This window comes from Bartonella krasnovii, assembly GCF_003606345.3.
Taxonomy (GTDB): domain Bacteria; phylum Pseudomonadota; class Alphaproteobacteria; order Rhizobiales; family Rhizobiaceae; genus Bartonella; species Bartonella krasnovii.
The window spans coordinates 1,809,413-1,825,687 of record NZ_CP031844.2 but is presented as its reverse complement, the minus strand read 5'-3'; the positions used below and the strand labels follow the sequence as shown (position 1 = coordinate 1,825,687).

Sequence of the window (16,275 nt, the reverse complement as noted above, 5' to 3'; positions counted from 1 at the left end):
AGGAAAAATCTGTCATGAATTGGTCATTCAAAAGGGAAAGTTGTTGAAAAAAAACAAGTTGTTAAAGAGGGCTGAGAGTCCTTCTATCGGGTATTGTGGAGACTTTTGTGGAAAACAATAGAGAAGAGCATTTTTTGTTTGAGCTTGTATCGCCTGAAAAGATTGTGTTTTCAGAGCAGGTGGTGTCTGTTGTTCTTCCTTCAGCTTCAGGTTCTTTGACTGTGATGGCACATCATGCACCATTGGTGGCAAGCATTGTGTTGGGGAGTGTTCGTGTCCGCACTGCTGCGGGAGAAAAGCTCTTTGCTGTTTGCGGAGGTGTTGCAAATATTACCTTTTCGGGCTGCTCTTTATTGGTCGAGCATGTTGTGGCTGTGGAGCATCTTTCTTTTGATGTCTTAGAACAGCAGATTTTGCAGGTTCAAGCGACGTTAGAGGGGGGAACGAGTAATGCGGACAATCCTAAAATAGAGGCTTTTTTCCAGCAATTGTCAGCGGATGGTTCTGTGTTGATAGAAGCGTAGCAGGGTATATTAGGAAAAGGTGACATGAGCGGAAAAAGGAGTACGGTTGTGTCTGCTAAAAGGGGCGGAAAACCTTTCCCTCACCCTGGTCGTGTTTTTGCGGGACCTTTGCCGAAATGTTTTGTTTATATTTTTGCTTCTCTTATTTTGCAATGGGCTTATGGCTTAGGGGCCAATATTGTTCAATCTAATATTGTCCATTTGACGGGTGATTTTCACGCGACTTTAGCCGAGACAACATGGTTGGTTGCAGCCTATATGGCACCAAATGTAAGTGTGGCAATTATGTTGATCAAAATCCGCTATCAATTTGGATTGCGTGCTTTTGCTGAACTGTCGATCCTTGGCTTCGTTTTGGTTTGCGTTTTGCAGCTCTTTGTGACTGATTTGCGTTCTGCGCTGATTATTCGTTTTTTTGCGGGGATTGCTGCTGCACCTTTGGCTTCACTTGCGTTGCTTTATATGATGGAGGCTTTTGCACCGGCAAAGAAGTTTACTGTTGGTCTTAGTTTGAATTATATGAATGCGGCTTTAGCAGCACCTTTATCCCATTTGATTTCTCCTGACTTGCTGGAAAATGGTGGCTTTTCCAGTCTTTCTGCTCTGGAAATGGGGTTGGTTCTCATCAGTTTGGTTTGTATCTATACTTTGCCCCTGACCCCTGTTGTCCGTAGTAAGGTTATTCAAAAGTTAGATTGGATAAGTTATGGTTTGATTGCTCTTGGTCTTGGTCTTAATGCCGTGATTATGTCTGTTGGCGTATTGTATTGGTGGTATGAAGCACCATGGATTGGTTGGGGACTCGCACTGGCTATTTTCTCTTTGGCTGTTGCTATTATGATTGAGCTTAATAGAGAAAAACCATTGATTGATCTGCGTTGGATCTTTAGTAAAGAAATGATTCAATCTGTTTTTATTTTATTGATTTTTCATGTTTTCTTGTTGGAGCGATCCAATTTGCCTGTTGGTTTTTTTAATCTTTTTGGTTTGCTCAATCGTGAGATGGCGCCCATGTATCTTGCGGTAACATTGGGGATTTTGTTAGGGGGAGCTGTATGTGTGTTTTTTTTACGCGCAGGGCGTGAGGATTATTTTTATCTGTTATCTTTGGGGTGTTTGGCACTTGGTGCTTATTTAGACAGTCGTGTAAATCATTTAACGCGTCCGCAAGACATGATGTTGAGCCAAGGATTGGTGAGTTTTAGTTATGCCCTTTTTTTACCTCCTGCTCTTTTCAAAGGGTTTGTGCTTGCTGGTGAGCGAGGGCCGCGTTATGTTTTGAGTTTTATTGCTGTTTTTTTGCTCACACAAGTAACAGGGGGATTGATGGGGTCGGCTTTTTTTGGCAGTCTGCAGTTTTATTTTGCCCATAAGAACTTTGAATCCTTGACACAAAATATTGTTGTAACTGATCCGCTTATTTCTGGTGAGATGAATACTTTATTTTCGCCTTCTTATGGTGCTCCTGTTGCTCATGGCTTGGGGAGTGATCAGGGAACTTCTCTGTTGATAGAGAAATTTAAGTTAACAGCAAATATTTTTGCTTATGATGACGTTTTTCGGCTTTATTTTTATATTTCAATGGTTGTATTCGTTATTTTTCTTGTCACAATGGTTGTTAAGTCATGCTCTGTGCGTGCATTAGAAAAAAAGTGATGCCATAGAAGAGGGGTGCAAAAAATGATAAAAGCATTACGGTCAAAGGCTACGATTGTTGCATTCCTATCAGGTATTACGGGTGTTTTGTTGATTTTGTGGGCTTGGAGGCTTCCTCCTTTTGTGAGCAATATTCAAATAACGGATAATGCTTCCATTAAAGGTGAGGTTACTTTGGTTAGTTCACAGATTTCTGGGGTTATCGCACGGATTTATGTGCAAGATTATCAACGCGTTGAGAAGGGAATGTTGCTCTTTGAGCTTGATGATTCTCTTTTTCGTCAGCAATTTGCACGGGCACAAGCTGTTCTTGATTCAAAAAATGCGAAATTAGCCAGTATTGAATTGCAAGCACAGCTTTTACAGGGCGAAATTAATACAGCAGAAGTTGAATTAGCCCGTTCACGAGCATTCTCCAATGTGGTTCCTGATAAAAAGTTAGGCTTTGGAAATATGGCAACTGCTGTTTCTCGTCCTCTTTCACAACTCTTGGCGGCACTGGAAACAAAACGGCAATTGCAAAAACAATTAAGTCTTGAACGGCAAAGTTTACAGTCAGAAGTTGCGGGAGCAAAGGTGGGGGTTGAGTTGGCAAAACTCAATCTCGATCATACAAAGATTTTATCGCCTCGAACAGGCTATATTGGATTGGTTGGCGCTAGGGTGGGACAATATGTTATGCCGGGGACGCAATTGGTCTCGGTCATTTCTGATGATATTTGGATTATTGCTAATTATAAAGAAACGCAACTTTCTCAGATGCGTGTGGGACAACCGGTTGTTTTTTCTGTTGATGCATTGAACAACAAAAAGTTAACAGGGCGTGTGGTTCGTTTTGCTCCAGCGACAGGTTCAGAGTTTTCATTGTTAAAAACGGATACGACAATTGGTAATTTTATCAAAATTGCGCAACGTATTTCAGTACGGATTGCTTTAGATCCTGGTCAAGAAGGGATCGAAAAGCTCATTCCTGGGATGTCTGTGGTTACGTATGTGGATACTTCGCAGCGGGTCGATTCTGGAGGATAAAATTTTGGGTTTTTTCAATTTAATTTTTGTACCATTTTCTTATAGCAAGTGGTTGTTCACTTTAGAAGATTTCGTTTGGTTTGTGATGATCTATCTCTTAAAGTTCTTAAAGTTCTTATTGGTCATGATGTAAATAATGCTCTAAAGAACATTAAAGCGCATGCCTCTTTAATCCCTTCTATTTCTTTTAAAATAACTCAGTCTAGGGGAGAATTGATAAGGTGCTTTGCTATACTCTCGCAACAGCGTCCTTTAAGGTATGGTGATGTGGGGTGGTATGGATGGGAAGTGAGAGGTTTTGCTGGAAAAGATGCCAGATGAGTATTAGCGCTGGGTGAAATTCCCGTCCTTTCAGGTGTGGGGGAGGTGCTTCTTTTTTATTCGAGTGTACTCCTTGTGGGACATGTGCAAAAGTATAAGGCTTGATATATCTCTCTGACCCAAGTCTATAAGCATATGTTGTGTGTGTAACAAGGATACTAAGTTTTAAAAATTGTAGCGCTATAGCTTTACAGTGACAAACGTATAATTGACAAACGTATAATATTGTAATCTATAAATAGGGTGTACAAGATACGGTTATTAGAGTAGATAAAACAAATAAAAGACGTGATGTTGTCTATCATCATTGTATAGGGGATTAAACCGTTATCTCTTTGGGTCGATATACCTTTTTTCTATCGTTCTTTAAATACTCTTCTTTACTTGTGTGTTTTGATAAGTTCTTGCAGGGTGCTTAAAAGCATTATTCTATTGCGATAATCTATTTCCCTTTTTTTATTTCTATGAAAATTGAGCACAATTTTTAAATTGTGCTCTGTTATGATTTTTTATAATCAATTCTGATTAATCAAGCTAAAGGCAATGTTGCCATAAATATTTTTCTGATTTAGTCGTTTTCTTGTTGTTTTTCAGTTTGTTCTTTAGGTCCAAACATTTTACGAATATTCTCTTCTTGTATTCGCTGTAATTCTTCAAGTTTAGCTCGTCCTCTAGCTTCACTTTCAGCTCTCCGTTTTTCAGCATCAGCTTTCCACTTTTCATATTCTTCTTTTCTTTTTGCTTCCTCTTCTTTTTGCTTTTTTTCCCATTCTTCTCTACGTTTACGGTTTTCTTCTTCAGCTTTTTTCTGACGTTCTATGGCAAGTTCATGATCGGCTACTCGTACGTTTTCACAATTTTTTGAAGTTCCTGACCATCCACATCTCACTGCCCACTCTTCGAATAATTTTTTATCTTTTTTAAATTCTTCTACGCTGTAGGTTTTTTCGCAACCAACAGTGATAATGGCAGTGCACAACAGCATTGCTGTGATAATGGCTTTGTTCATGATTTTGCTCCTTTTTTCAGTTTAATGACCACGAAGTGGTTTGGTATAATTTTTGTGTCGTTTTCTATCATTCTTTCATTTCACGTTTTTCTTTTGCTTGTTGAATTATTGCCAAAGCTTGTATTTATAGAATTCGCATTCGTAAATCTGCAGGGCTGTGTATTGTGCTTGAATGGTTAAAGTTGATCGTTTTTAGGACTTTTAAGTTGGTCAATGAGCTGTTGAATGGTTTTTTGTTTTTCACACACTTTTTTGTAAATAGCCTGTCTTATTTGTTCTATGTTTTAGTAAAATTCGTTGAAAAAAAATGGCAGAATTACTGCGAAGGCATGTATTTGAAATTCAAAGGATGCTGTACACACGGCTATTGCGAAACATTCCTTTTGTCTAAAGGCAAATTTTTGTAAAAAACATCTGTTTGTGAGAAAAGTGTAAGTTCTCAATATCAAAATATCTCCCCTTTTTTCCCTAATTACAATGATAAGCAGGAGTACATAGAGTAAAAGTGTAATTTTTTCCAGTATTAATTTGTTATTTTAGCCTACATTTAAAATAAATCTTGGAGAATTTTGAGATTAAATTGGGGTGTTATTTTATTTACCGTGAATATTCCCTCCTTTGAGGTGAGAGATCAGATGTATTTAACATACTAAATATTCGTATGGACTGCATATCTATAGCAAAGTTTTCTTTCTTTCTTTAGAAATACTTGTTCTTTTGTGTGTGGTGGTGCGGATTGCATGTGTGAGAGAGATTGCATTGATAAAAAGCTGGATGATAGACTGTGGGGTGAAAAATTTATTCTTTGGGGGCATAAGGTTAGAGGTGTCAAGTATTATGCTTTATCAACGACAGAAAAAATGCCCGCTTTGAATCGGGCATTAAAAGGGAAAAGTTATTGGTGTTAGTAATTTTTACGTATGAGTAAGAGGCTTGCTACAACTAATCCTGCAGCTAATGCAAGGGTTTTTTTAGGGTTTTCTTTTGCTTTTTTCTTTAATTCTGTTGCCTGTTCGTTTAGGTGATAAAGCGCATGACGCCCCTTTTGTTTCCATGTGTTAAACAGCTCAGAAATATTTTCAAAGCTATCATTTTGAGAACTCCAATGATTTACGGGGACCAGTTCTCTTTTTAATTGTGCAATACGTTTTTTAATTTTAGCATTTTTAGCATTGGTTGAAAATAGGCACATCTGTAGACTCCTTCATGTGTTAAATTGTTGCATGATCGTTGGAATTTTATTTGGGGTTTTGCTATAACGGCTTAAAATTTGAAAGGTTGCATTGATTATGCGGCTGGGGGGTAAGGTGAAAATTTAGCGTTTGGGTTTAATGAAGCATTTCTTAACGGGCTTGCGTTCATTTCATAATGAGGGGGGTGAAGGATATACGGTAAAATCTTCTGCAAAGAATAATTACTCGTGAGGGCTATCAAGTTCGATGTGCATCCCCATCATTATTTTATAAAGGGATCAAGTTGGGTGCTTCATTATCTTGATTATCTTGTCCTTGTTTCAAAGTATTGCGATTGCTTTTGGAGACAGTTCTTCAAGTATTTTTACTTTTTTAGTTTTATCTCCATGGGCGCTTTTAAGTGTGTAAGGGGCATAGCTTTGACTGATGATGAACAAATCTGAAATGAGAGAAGCTGACGATGTTTAAGTTTTTTTATTCAAATTTATAAAAAAGAGATTATTATAAATCAATATGTTGTCTTAATTAGGTGGTACCTTTCGCGCATTTTTAAAAATTGTGCTGTGATAAGTGTTATCTATTGTGTTGTAAAATATTGTTTTTCGATGACGTGGATGTAAGGGTATAGGGTGCTACTTAAAAAATGTGATTTTGTCCTTGTCTGATTTCAGTTTCTTTTTGGAGCAACCAAGTGTAAAACTATGAATGTGAGCAGGCGTGGGAGGATTTGTCTGAGGCATCTATGAAATGGACCTCTCGCTTATGAGCTTAAATTGCATCAGGGGGAACAGATGGAACTTTAAGCAATCTGTTGAGATTGGTGGGTAGTGTGTGTTTGTCCTTTGAAGCGCGGAGAAAGTCAATGTCAATGATGACTGATCGTGCAGATTTTAAAAATTTGAGGAGTTGATGAGTACGACCTATTTTTTATCGAAACCTCTTGAGCGTCGTCACTCTGTTGGTGTTGCTGTTGGTGATATAATGGTTGGGGGACAGAACCCGATAGTTGTACAGTCAATGACCAATACAGATACTGCTGATGTTGATGCAACCGTTTCTCAAGTGGCTGCTCTTTGGCAAGCGGGCTCACAATTGGTTCGTATTACGGTTGATCGTGATGAAGCGGCGGCAGCTGTTCCAAAAATACGAGAGCGATTGGAGCGGTTAGGATTTTTTGTCCCATTGGTTGGAGATTTTCATTATATTGGCCATAAGCTTTTATCAGAGCATCCGGCGTGCGCTGAGGCACTTGCCAAATATCGCATCAATCCTGGAAATGTGGGTTTTGGCGCCAAAAAAGATCGTCAATTTGCAGAAATTATTGAGATTGCTTGTCGTTATCATAAACCTATTCGCATTGGCGTGAATTGGGGCTCTCTTGATAATGCGTTGTTAACACAGCTTATGAATGAAAATGCGAGACAAGAAAACCCTTTATCAGTTGCTGAAGTAATGCGGGAAACGGTTGTGCAGTCGGCTATACGGTCGGCTCTTTGGGCTGAAGAGATGGGATTGGGGCGTGATAAAATTATTCTTTCTGCTAAAGTAAGTGATGTTCAAGATCTTATTGCTGTTTATATTGCCTTGGCAGAGCGTTGTGATTATGCCCTTCATTTGGGCTTAACAGAAGCAGGGATGGGAACGAAGGGGATTGTGGCTTCTTCAGTGGCTTTGGGCATTTTATTACAGCAAGGGATTGGCGATACAATACGAATTTCCTTAACGCCAGAACCGGGTGGGGATCGAACACGAGAAGTAAAAGTGGGGCAAGAACTTTTGCAAGTGATGGGGTTTCGGCAATTTCTCCCCGTGGTTGCAGCTTGTCCTGGATGTGGCCGTACAACTTCAACGGTCTTTCAGCAATTGGCGCAAAAAATTGAAACAGATTTACACAAAAATATGCCCGTTTGGCGTGAAAAATACCCCGGGGTTGAAAGTTTGAAGGTTGCTGTGATGGGGTGTATCGTCAATGGACCGGGGGAATCAAAACATGCGGATATTGGAATTTCATTGCCCGGCGTGGGAGAAAGTCCAGCGGCACCCGTTTTTATTGAGGGACAAAAGGTAAAAACTTTGCGAGGTGATCACATTGCTGAAGAATTCGAGGGGCTTTTGAGTGATTATATTCATAAACGCTTTGGACAAGGTTAAACAATTGCACAAGGTTGAAGTAAAAAAGATACCTTGTTTTAAAGAGATATCTCTTAAGGTTTCCATTTTACGATAGGATTTATGAAATGTTATTATGGTAAAGTTCTCGCGAAGGGTATAGAACTTAGAGAGAGTCCCCCCATCTTTTAAGTTTAATAAAAAAATCAGCAGCATCATATGTTTGCGCTTTCTTTTATACAGTTCTTAAAATTTGAGATGGTACCATAAGAGACATTTTAGTTTTTACTTGTAACGTTTTTACGCACATGTCATCTCCGTTTTTAATAGGCTCAGTTAAGTCATTTGAATTGATGCACTATGAGTGGATGAAAGAACAGTACAATATTCAGGATTCTCATTCGACATGAAAAAAACAATGAATGATGATTATAAATCAATGTATTGTGTGTTATAGATTGCTTTGTACGGTGAAAGCTATAGGACCGCTTAAGATCTCAAGGAAAACCAGATGTTATGCATGTTATAAAAAGCCTATGACTGATATCGATGCGTTTGAGTTTGTTAAGACTATTCAGTAAAATGATATGAAGATTTTGATAGATCCGTAAATGTGGATGCTGGCTCGTTGGTGGTTTTTGCGTTCGTGGAATATTAAAAAGACTTTGACAAATTATAAAAAGAACATGATTCATTCTTTCTTTCGGTATTTTGAAGCATTTTTCCAGCTATAAAATTGATAGGACTGAAGATCCTTATAGTGGTTATTGTCCTATTTGTCATAAAATCAGCTTTATGGATATAAAATAATGTATATAGATGCCTTTTTGGGGCGCTATTGGGGGAATGAATGAAAAGTATATTCGCCTTTGGCTTTTTATTTAACGGTATAAGAATTTTAACAGGCGCTTTTATTGTCTTTTATATGCTTGAAAAAGGGCTAACGCTTATTGATATCGGGATCATTAAGTCATTTCAGGCTTTTATTATGATGGTGACTGATATTCCTCTGGGGTATTTTGCCGATCGAAAAAGTTATAAAATATCGATTGTTTTAGCAGCGGCTTTTGCTGCTATATGGCTCTTTCTTATGGGCGTTTCTACAAGCTTTTACGGTTTTCTTGTGGCAGAATCTTTTAATGCAGTGTCGCTGACATTGATTGCGGGGGCTTATAATGCTTTACTTTTTGCAATATGCAAAAGCAAAAGTGACATCGACTAAAAAAGTGTTGGGATTAAGTTCTCAATATAATTACATTGGCATGTTTATCTTTAGTTTGATTGGTGCTTATTTTGCTGATTATTCGAGCCAATATATATGGTATATCGCGGCATTTTTAATGTTGATGACAACATTCTTTGGTCTATTTTTTCTTGATGATCTTAAAGGAGAAAAAAGACCTAGCCACAGAAATTCTCTTCAGGAAAATTTTTTCGCTTGTGAAGCTAAAGAGATGATCTCTATTTTTGTTCAAGTTCCTTATATCTCTTTATGCTTTTATTTTTCATTGATTTTTTTCAATATCTTTTCGCAATATTGGCAGTGGATCTTTAAAGATCATCATATTCATGTCACTTATTTTGATCTTGGGGTGACATTTTCACTGATATTACTCTCTCAGCTCTTGGCTAGTTTTCTCTTTACAAAATTAAGTGAGAAGATAAATTTTGTTTTATTGCTGCTTCTTTCAGCCTCCCTGATTTTTACAATGGCTTTCTTTGAACCAAGAAAAGAAATTGCTGTCATTTTCGTCTGTATGATTTTTTATCTCATTAAGTATACCTATCTGCGTGTAGAAGTTATTTTGCATGATTGTATAAGCGATCATTTCAGGGCTACATATGAGTCTTTCTTGTCAACCGTTGGAAGACTGAGTCTCTTGGTGTTTTTTTATATGAGTGCTTCTATGGTCAATAGGTTTGGCTTTTTCTCACTCGTTTATATTTTTGCTCTTTATTTATTGATTTACTTGTTGGCAGTATTTTTTTTAAGAAGGAACGCTCAAAAAAGCTCAGTGAGATTATGATTATACGTGTGTTTTATAAATTCATGTGTTTGTTTTCATAAAACCTTTCTTAGGGTTTGTTATATCCCCTTCAAGGTTTTATCCATTGAATGATGGGAGCAATAATATCATGGAGATCAATGGTAAGATTTTTAAAAAAATCTCTTGGACATTTAACAAAGGGAACAGTGTAGGCTCTGTACAATAGAGCGGAATGCAATAGGGCGGATGACGTTAATTTTTGCGTGTTGCACTAAAGCGCGCTGCTTGTTGGAGAGGAAGTGCTTTGATACCAAAAGGGTGTAAGAGGGCTTCTGCTTTTGTGATGAGCGCATCTCGCTTTTTTTGAGTTTCTTCAATGCCATAGAGACGAACAAAAGTTGCCTTTTGTGCTGTTTCATCTTTTCCGGCGGTTTTTCCTAGGGTTTGTGTGTTGGCAGTAACATCAAGAAGATCATCGGTTAATTGAAAGGCTAAACCAAGGTAGGTTCCAAAAGCCGTCAAGTTTGCCGATAATTCTTCTGGCGCATTGCCAATGATGGCGCCTGCTTGGCAAGCAAAGCTTATCAGAGAAGCTGTTTTCATGCGTTGTAGTGTGATGATGTCAGTACTTTTTTGCGGTCTTTTTTCAGCTTCAAGATCCAGCATTTGCCCCCCTAGCATACCACCAAGTCCAGCTGATTGTGCAAGAGCTGTGATCAATTTTATTCTCATCTCTGTAGATAATGCATCAGCTTTATCGGCAATGATTTCAAAGGCAAATGTCAAGAGGGCATTGCCTGCTAGAATTGCTGTTGCTTCATCAAATTCTATGTGGACGGTGGGTTTCCCGCGCCGGAGGATATCATTATCCATGGCCGGAAGATCATCGTGAATGAGCGAGTAACAGTGAACACATTCTAAGGCACATGCAACATCAAGTGAATGTTCTACAGGGATATCAAAAAGTGCAGCACTTTGAATCACGAGAAAAGGGCGCAAGCGTTTTCCACCGTTTAGCACCCCATAGCGCATGGCTTTTATTAAGTTTTCAGGGCGTGAAATTTCACCAGTTTGGATATGATCACTTAACAGTATGTTCAATCGATTTTCAACGCTTTGGCCATGTTTTGCAAGAAGGGTGGTAAATTCGTGCATTCTTGCTTCCTTTGTTTTTACAAAATAATGATGATGTTCAAAGAGAGAGGTTATTGCTTTTTCTTGTGTTCATCAATGGGCGTAGGTTTTTATTAAAAATCCATTTCTCTTTATTATGCGTATCTTTACTATATGTGCAAATCCCTTTTAAAGCTTAATAAAATAATGCCAAATAAAAATTAAATATTAGCTTTATGGAAATATTTTCATGGGTGTATAAAACTTATAAACTTTGTGGTGCTTTTGCTCTTCATTTGGTCATTGTGTTACCATTTTCGATAAAAGGAAGGTTATTTTTAGTAAGAGAAAGATCATTTTGACATTGCCTCTTCTTTTTTATCAGTATATAATGTCCTCGAATTTTATGGTGTTTTTAAATGAAGCATTGTCATTTTTGGCATTGCTTTTCTTGTTTTAATGGATTGGGAGTGACTTTTTATGGCTGTACCTAAACGAAAAACCTCTCCAGCGAAGAGGGGCATGCGCCGTTCGGCTGATGCTCTGAAGGCGCCGACTTATATCGAGGATAAAAATTCTGGTGAGTTGCGTCGCCCTCATCATATTGATCTAAAAACGGGAATGTATCGTGGACGTTCTGTTTTAGTGGTTAAGGATTGAGTGTTTTTATCTCTCTTCTATGCTTAGGTTTCCTTTAATTTCTTGGTGAATGCGCATTCTTTAGTCGTGCATTTTCTGCCTTAAGATGGTTGTTGAGGTAACCTTGCGTTGCCCTCATGCCATTGATTTGAAAAGAAGCTATTGATCTAAAAAACGGGAATGTATCGTGGATGTTCCGTTTTCGTGGTTTAAGACTTTAGTATTTTATCTCTCTTCTATGCTTAGGTTTCCTTTGACTTCTTGGTGAATGCACGCTCTTTAGTTGTGCATTTGCACTTTAAGATGGTTGTTGAGGTAACCTTGCGTTGCCCTCATGCCATTGATTTGAAAAGAAGCTATTGATCTAAAAAACGGGAATGTATCGTGGATGTTCCGTTTTCGTGGTTTAAGACTTTAGTATTTTATCTCTCTTCTATGCTTAGGTTTCTTTTGATTTCTTGGTGAATGCGCATTCTTTAGTTGTGCATTTGCACTTTAAGATGGTTGTTGAGGTAACCTTGCGTTGCCCTCATGCCATTGATTTGAAAAGAAGCTATTGATCTAAAAAACGGGAATGTATCGTGGATGTTCCGTTTTCGTGGTTTAAGACTTTAGTATTTTATCTCTCTTCTATGCTTAGGTTTCCTTTGACTTCTTGGTGAATGCACGCTCTTTAGTTGTGCATTTTCTGCTTCCTAGAATAGAGGGTAAGATTTTTCCGTAAGAAGATGATTCTATTGTGGGGTGTGTTTTTCTTGTTCTTTGATGAGATTACCAACCATCATGTAAAATAAAACACTCCAAAAGGGATATCTTTGTATTGTAACATCATCTTATGTGTTTTTTTAAGAACCTCTTGCAACGTACTTTTCAACCTATTTTGCGACAGTGCTCTCGTGAAAGGCATAACAAGTTCCATGAAATAATATAAAATTTATTTACCTTTAGCTGCATAAAAGTGCAGGCTAGCACTGTCATACACTTTGTGAGCTCGTGGGTGTGCGAATAGCTTTTGACTCTTGAAATGGTTCATAATAGACATGCCTTTTTTGTAAAGTTTTTACTTACATAACCTCTCCGTTTGTAACGGGTAAGCGAGTGTTTTTAATTGATTGAACACGCAATAGATTGGAAACGAAAAAACTTTACGATATTCAGGGAGCATTCAATATAAGAAAAAAAACTATAAATTATCTTTATAAATCAATATGTTGAATTATTAGGATGTGTGAAGGAGTCATTTGAATGGTTTAATGGGAAAGCATCTTTCTGTATTCGTACTGATGATTGAATATAAAAATGATGTATTATGATGATTAGTCAATGAGCTTGCTATGTGAAGTAAAGCGCATGAAACGGTGGCGAGTACAATTTTTCGAAAAGCTAGAGTGTTGATTGGTGCTTTAAGAAATTTTATCCTTGAGAATACAGAGGATGATAAAAAATAAAACCAGCAAAAAGCTGGTTTTATCAAAATATCCTGTTGTTATGAAAGAGTGTATTATGCAGCGTAGACAGCTTTACTGTTTTCAGCTGTTTCCTCTCTTTCAGTTTTAAATTCATGTTTTGGCTTATTGGAAAGGTGCATCTCGATGAGATTAATTGCTTCTGTTTCAGAAAGGCTATTAATAACTGCAATTTCGCGGGCCATTCTTTCAAGAGCAGCGGTATAAAGTTGGCGCTCAGAGTAGGATTGTTCAGGCTGTAGGTTAGAGCGAAAAAGATCACGAACCACTTCAGCAATACAAATAAGATCTCCTGAGTTGATTTTAGCGTCATATTCTTGAGCACGACGGGACCACATGGTTCGTTTAACGCGTGCTTTTCCGCGTAAAACTTTTAACGCGCGTTCGACGGAATCTCCAGCAGATAATTTACGCATTCCAACGGAAAGAGCTTTTGCAATAGGGACTTTGACATCCATTTTATCTTTTGCAAAATGAATAACGAAAAGTTTTAATTTATGCCCAGCAACTTCTTGATCTTCAATCGCTATAATTTGTCCTACTCCATGCGTGGGGTAGACGATATATTCAGAGGTTGCAAATTCTTTAGTTTTTGAGGACGTTCCATGTTGGGATGCCATAATTTTAGTTTACTCCCTTATGATCAACAAATGCATCGGAAAACAGGTTATAAACCTGAGGGTTGAGTTTTCTTTAACCAAGTATATTGTACCAATTAAGTGAGCATAAAAGCCGAGTACTTTTAAATTCAAAAAAAATACATTGCTTTACTAAAAAAAGCAAAGAAAAATACTTAGAAAGATGATCATGTTAAAATAACACTAACATCAAACTTCAAAAGAATCAATCATTTCGCTTGAGGATTTTTTATTTTTACAAGAGAAGTCTTTCAATTGTTGCAAGAGAGCGCTGTACACTGTAGCATTACTCTTCTCCACTTCCTGGATTTTCTGAAAAATACTTTTCTAATTTGTTTGGAACGCCATCCATTTCTTTGGCTTGAGGAAGGGGGTCTTTTCTGGTTGTCAGATTAGGCCATTTGTTTGCATAATGAAGATTAAGTTCTAGCCACTTTTCGAGTCCTGGTTCTGTATCAGGTATAATGGCTTCTGCTGGGCATTCTGGTACACAAACACCGCAATCGATGCATTCATCAGGATGAATGACCAACATATTTTCACCTTCATAAAAACAATCAACAGGACAAACTTCAACACAATCGGTATATTTGCAGTGAATGCAGTTGTCGGTTACGACGTGGGTCAAGATCAAACTCCATTTGTTACTTTAATGCTCTTTAGAGGAAAGAGTGTGTGTGTCTTTATGGTTGGTGAGTTGATCGCGTAGCGCAGCTAATTTTGCAAAAGGTGAATCAGGGTTAAGACGTTTTTCTTTTTGAAAAGGCTTATAATTTGCACGCTTGCCTTGGGACTTATGAAACTTATGAGAATGTTTTGTTTGTGGAGATGCTTCTTGAGAGGAATTTCCATTTGCATTGTCCCCTCTTTTTACAGCGCTCTTCGGTTTATTTTTCCACTTATGTCCAGATTTATCACGTTTTTTTTGTGTGTGGTGGTGAAATTGATGCCTATAATGCCATAATAAAATAACTTTATCTTCTGCGAGAGGGGAAGTGGGATTGGTGAAATTTCCAACAGGTTCAGCTGCTGGTAAACGATTGATTTTATGGGGATGTTTTTCAATATGAGAGGATGAACTGTTCAAAGACGAAGTATTTTTTTCTTCTTGTGTTGTTTCTGAAATACTGATTGTTTGCCATAGACTGCCAACACACTCTGCTGGTTGGGTCGCTTGTGTTGTTGCCTTGACAGGAAAAGGGGCTTGGTGAGCTAGAAGATTTTGTTCAAAAATAGTATTGCTTATGCTGTATGATTGATAGCCAAGTCCTTTGAGGATTTCTTCCATATCGTTCCCATTGGCCCCAAGAATAGACATCATGGCTGGGGTCACAAAAAAGCTTTTGCCGTCATAGGCGCCATCGGGTTTGGGATCACTTCCTTGTTTCCACTGAAGGGTGGGGCGGATGAGATTGGCAAGACGTTCTAAAATATCAATCCGTACGGCACGTTGTCCTAAGATTCGGTACCCGGCTAATTGATAAAATTGTCGGTTATAGGTAGGCTCAACAATTAAAGAGGTTCGACCGGCAGATAGCGCTGTAAAAATTTCACCCAAGCCCGTTTGGTCTTGTCCCGCATTTTGAAGATTCCACAAAAGGGTAATGGCTTGGACCGGAGCGGGTTTAAGCATGCCTGCAACATAGATATGAAAAGCACCAAAACGCACACCTAGACGCCGAAGTACGGCACGTGATTCTTGCGCAAGGTTTTTGACAAGGTCTAAAACTTCGCGGCGGGGTAAAACCCCTAAAGCGTTAACCAGTTGTAAGGCAAGACTGTTGGTTGAATCTGTTAAATTATCAGCATTGCGCAAATCAAAAAGGGGCTTTAAAGCCGTTTCAAAATGAAAGGTTACAAAGCGCTCTAATCGTTTTATGACGTTATCGCGGGATTCTCCGATGAGTTGCGTGTCTGCTAAAACAATCAATTTGGGTTTGAAAAAATCTTCTGTCGCAACAAGTTGTCCCACAGGTTGACCAATCCAACGCACAATGCCATCAGAACTGAGGGTAAAATCACCATTTGCACAAGCACAAAAACGCGTTGCACGTTTGGAAAAAGCAAGAATCAAATTCTCATTCTCTGTTGAGCATTGAGACTCAGCTGTTTGGTCGCTATTATTTTTGTTGGCATAAAAACGAAAACCTTCAAATTTACCTCTTCCATATTTTTCAATGAGAATATCATCCTGAAGAATCTCATTCTGTTGAACAATCTTGCTATCCATGATCATTTTCTTTCTCAGTGTGACAGTGGTAAAAAGCCTTTTGCGACAACTCCATAATGCTGTTCTCTCTTTAACACGTTTGTTGCGCTTGCTTCAATCATTCTGTCGTTTTTTGATGTTTCTTTTTGCGTCTTTAAAACTTAGATGCTGCTTTTTTATTCAGTTTTCATTCAGTTGGAATAGTTTATATTTGTAAATTACACTTATTGGTTGTAATGTAAACCAAAAGCGTAAAAAGTATAAGCAGATTCTCTAAAATTAAAAGGAAATGGAATCAGTCATCAAAAAAACAGCATGTATTTTGTCTGAGTATTTTATTTTTTTGTTGTTTTGTCATGAAAAGTGAAGAGAAGCTTTTTT

At 38.0% G+C, this 16,275-nt stretch carries 14 protein-coding genes; 8 read left to right on the top strand and 6 right to left on the bottom strand.

Annotated elements, in window-relative coordinates; all coding sequences use genetic code 11:
• The first annotated feature begins 107 nt into the window (after positions 1-107).
• The 4 genes from atpC to D1092_RS07855 all read left to right on the top strand — a co-directional run bounded on the left by atpC (position 108) and on the right by D1092_RS07855 (position 3,530).
• Positions 108-524 carry an ATP synthase F1 subunit epsilon gene (gene atpC, locus D1092_RS07870; RefSeq protein ID WP_120122711.1) on the top strand — a complete coding sequence of 139 codons (417 nt, stop codon included), beginning with the start codon at positions 108-110 and terminating at the stop codon, positions 522-524.
• 24 nt (positions 525-548) lie between these two features.
• Positions 549-2,180 carry an MFS transporter gene (locus tag D1092_RS07865; protein ID WP_120121302.1) on the top strand — a complete coding sequence of 544 codons (1,632 nt, stop codon included), beginning with the start codon at positions 549-551 and terminating at the stop codon, positions 2,178-2,180.
• Between the two features lie 24 nt (positions 2,181-2,204).
• The gene (locus D1092_RS07860) at positions 2,205-3,209 is read left to right on the top strand and encodes an HlyD family secretion protein (protein ID WP_120121299.1); all 1,005 of its coding nucleotides are present in this window, start codon (positions 2,205-2,207) and stop codon (positions 3,207-3,209) included.
• A 75-nt stretch (positions 3,210-3,284) separates the two neighbouring features.
• Positions 3,285-3,530 carry a hypothetical protein gene (locus tag D1092_RS07855; RefSeq protein ID WP_120121297.1) on the top strand — a complete coding sequence of 82 codons (246 nt, stop codon included), beginning with the start codon at positions 3,285-3,287 and terminating at the stop codon, positions 3,528-3,530.
• Between the two features lie 568 nt (positions 3,531-4,098).
• On the opposite strand, the gene D1092_RS07850 is transcribed toward D1092_RS07855, so the two are convergent.
• Together D1092_RS07850 and D1092_RS07845 are read right to left on the bottom strand one after the other, a co-directional pair.
• The gene (locus D1092_RS07850) at positions 4,099-4,539 is read right to left on the bottom strand and encodes an EexN family lipoprotein (protein ID WP_120121295.1); all 441 of its coding nucleotides are present in this window, start codon (positions 4,537-4,539) and stop codon (positions 4,099-4,101) included.
• Positions 4,540-5,443: 904 nt separating this feature from the next.
• On the bottom strand, positions 5,444-5,731 hold the full coding sequence (locus tag D1092_RS07845) for a hypothetical protein (protein WP_120121293.1): 288 nt from the start codon (positions 5,729-5,731) through the stop codon (positions 5,444-5,446).
• 910 nt (positions 5,732-6,641) lie between these two features.
• On the opposite strand from D1092_RS07845, the gene ispG reads away from it, so the two are divergent.
• The 3 genes from ispG (at position 6,642) to D1092_RS07835 (ending at position 9,868) form a co-directional block, all read left to right on the top strand.
• A complete protein-coding gene (ispG, locus tag D1092_RS07840; RefSeq protein ID WP_120121291.1) occupies positions 6,642-7,883 on the top strand; it encodes a flavodoxin-dependent (E)-4-hydroxy-3-methylbut-2-enyl-diphosphate synthase in 1,242 nt (413 codons plus the stop codon).
• An 808-nt stretch (positions 7,884-8,691) separates the two neighbouring features.
• A complete protein-coding gene (locus D1092_RS09950; protein ID WP_241436057.1) occupies positions 8,692-9,063 on the top strand; it encodes a hypothetical protein in 372 nt (123 codons plus the stop codon).
• Positions 9,017-9,868 (top strand): MFS transporter, encoded by an 852-nt coding sequence (locus D1092_RS07835; protein WP_241440185.1) that lies wholly within the window; start codon positions 9,017-9,019, stop codon positions 9,866-9,868. Before D1092_RS09950 ends, D1092_RS07835 begins: the two co-directional genes overlap by 47 nt.
• Before the next feature lie 213 nt (positions 9,869-10,081).
• Here the strand turns inward: D1092_RS07835 and D1092_RS07830 are convergent, their stop codons facing one another.
• A complete protein-coding gene (locus tag D1092_RS07830) occupies positions 10,082-10,984 on the bottom strand; it encodes a polyprenyl synthetase family protein (protein ID WP_120121289.1) in 903 nt (300 codons plus the stop codon).
• Positions 10,985-11,422: 438 nt separating this feature from the next.
• Here D1092_RS07830 and rpmF point away from each other — a divergent pair, with 438 nt between their 5' ends.
• Positions 11,423-11,602 carry a 50S ribosomal protein L32 gene (gene rpmF, locus D1092_RS07825; protein WP_005774555.1) on the top strand — a complete coding sequence of 60 codons (180 nt, stop codon included), beginning with the start codon at positions 11,423-11,425 and terminating at the stop codon, positions 11,600-11,602.
• 1,480 nt (positions 11,603-13,082) lie between these two features.
• Here rpmF and D1092_RS07820 read toward each other — a convergent pair.
• The 3 genes from D1092_RS07820 to D1092_RS07810 form a co-directional block, all read right to left on the bottom strand.
• Entirely contained in the window at positions 13,083-13,667 is a 585-nt protein-coding gene (locus D1092_RS07820; RefSeq protein ID WP_120121287.1) for a CarD family transcriptional regulator, read from the bottom strand.
• Positions 13,668-13,971: 304 nt separating this feature from the next.
• Positions 13,972-14,313 (bottom strand): ferredoxin FdxA, encoded by a 342-nt coding sequence (gene fdxA, locus D1092_RS07815; RefSeq protein ID WP_120121285.1) that lies wholly within the window; start codon positions 14,311-14,313, stop codon positions 13,972-13,974.
• A gap of 21 nt (positions 14,314-14,334) precedes the next feature.
• Positions 14,335-15,921, bottom strand: coding sequence for a hypothetical protein (locus D1092_RS07810; RefSeq protein WP_174767372.1), 1,587 nt, complete (start codon positions 15,919-15,921; stop codon positions 14,335-14,337).
• Positions 15,922-16,275: the final 354 nt, after the last annotated feature.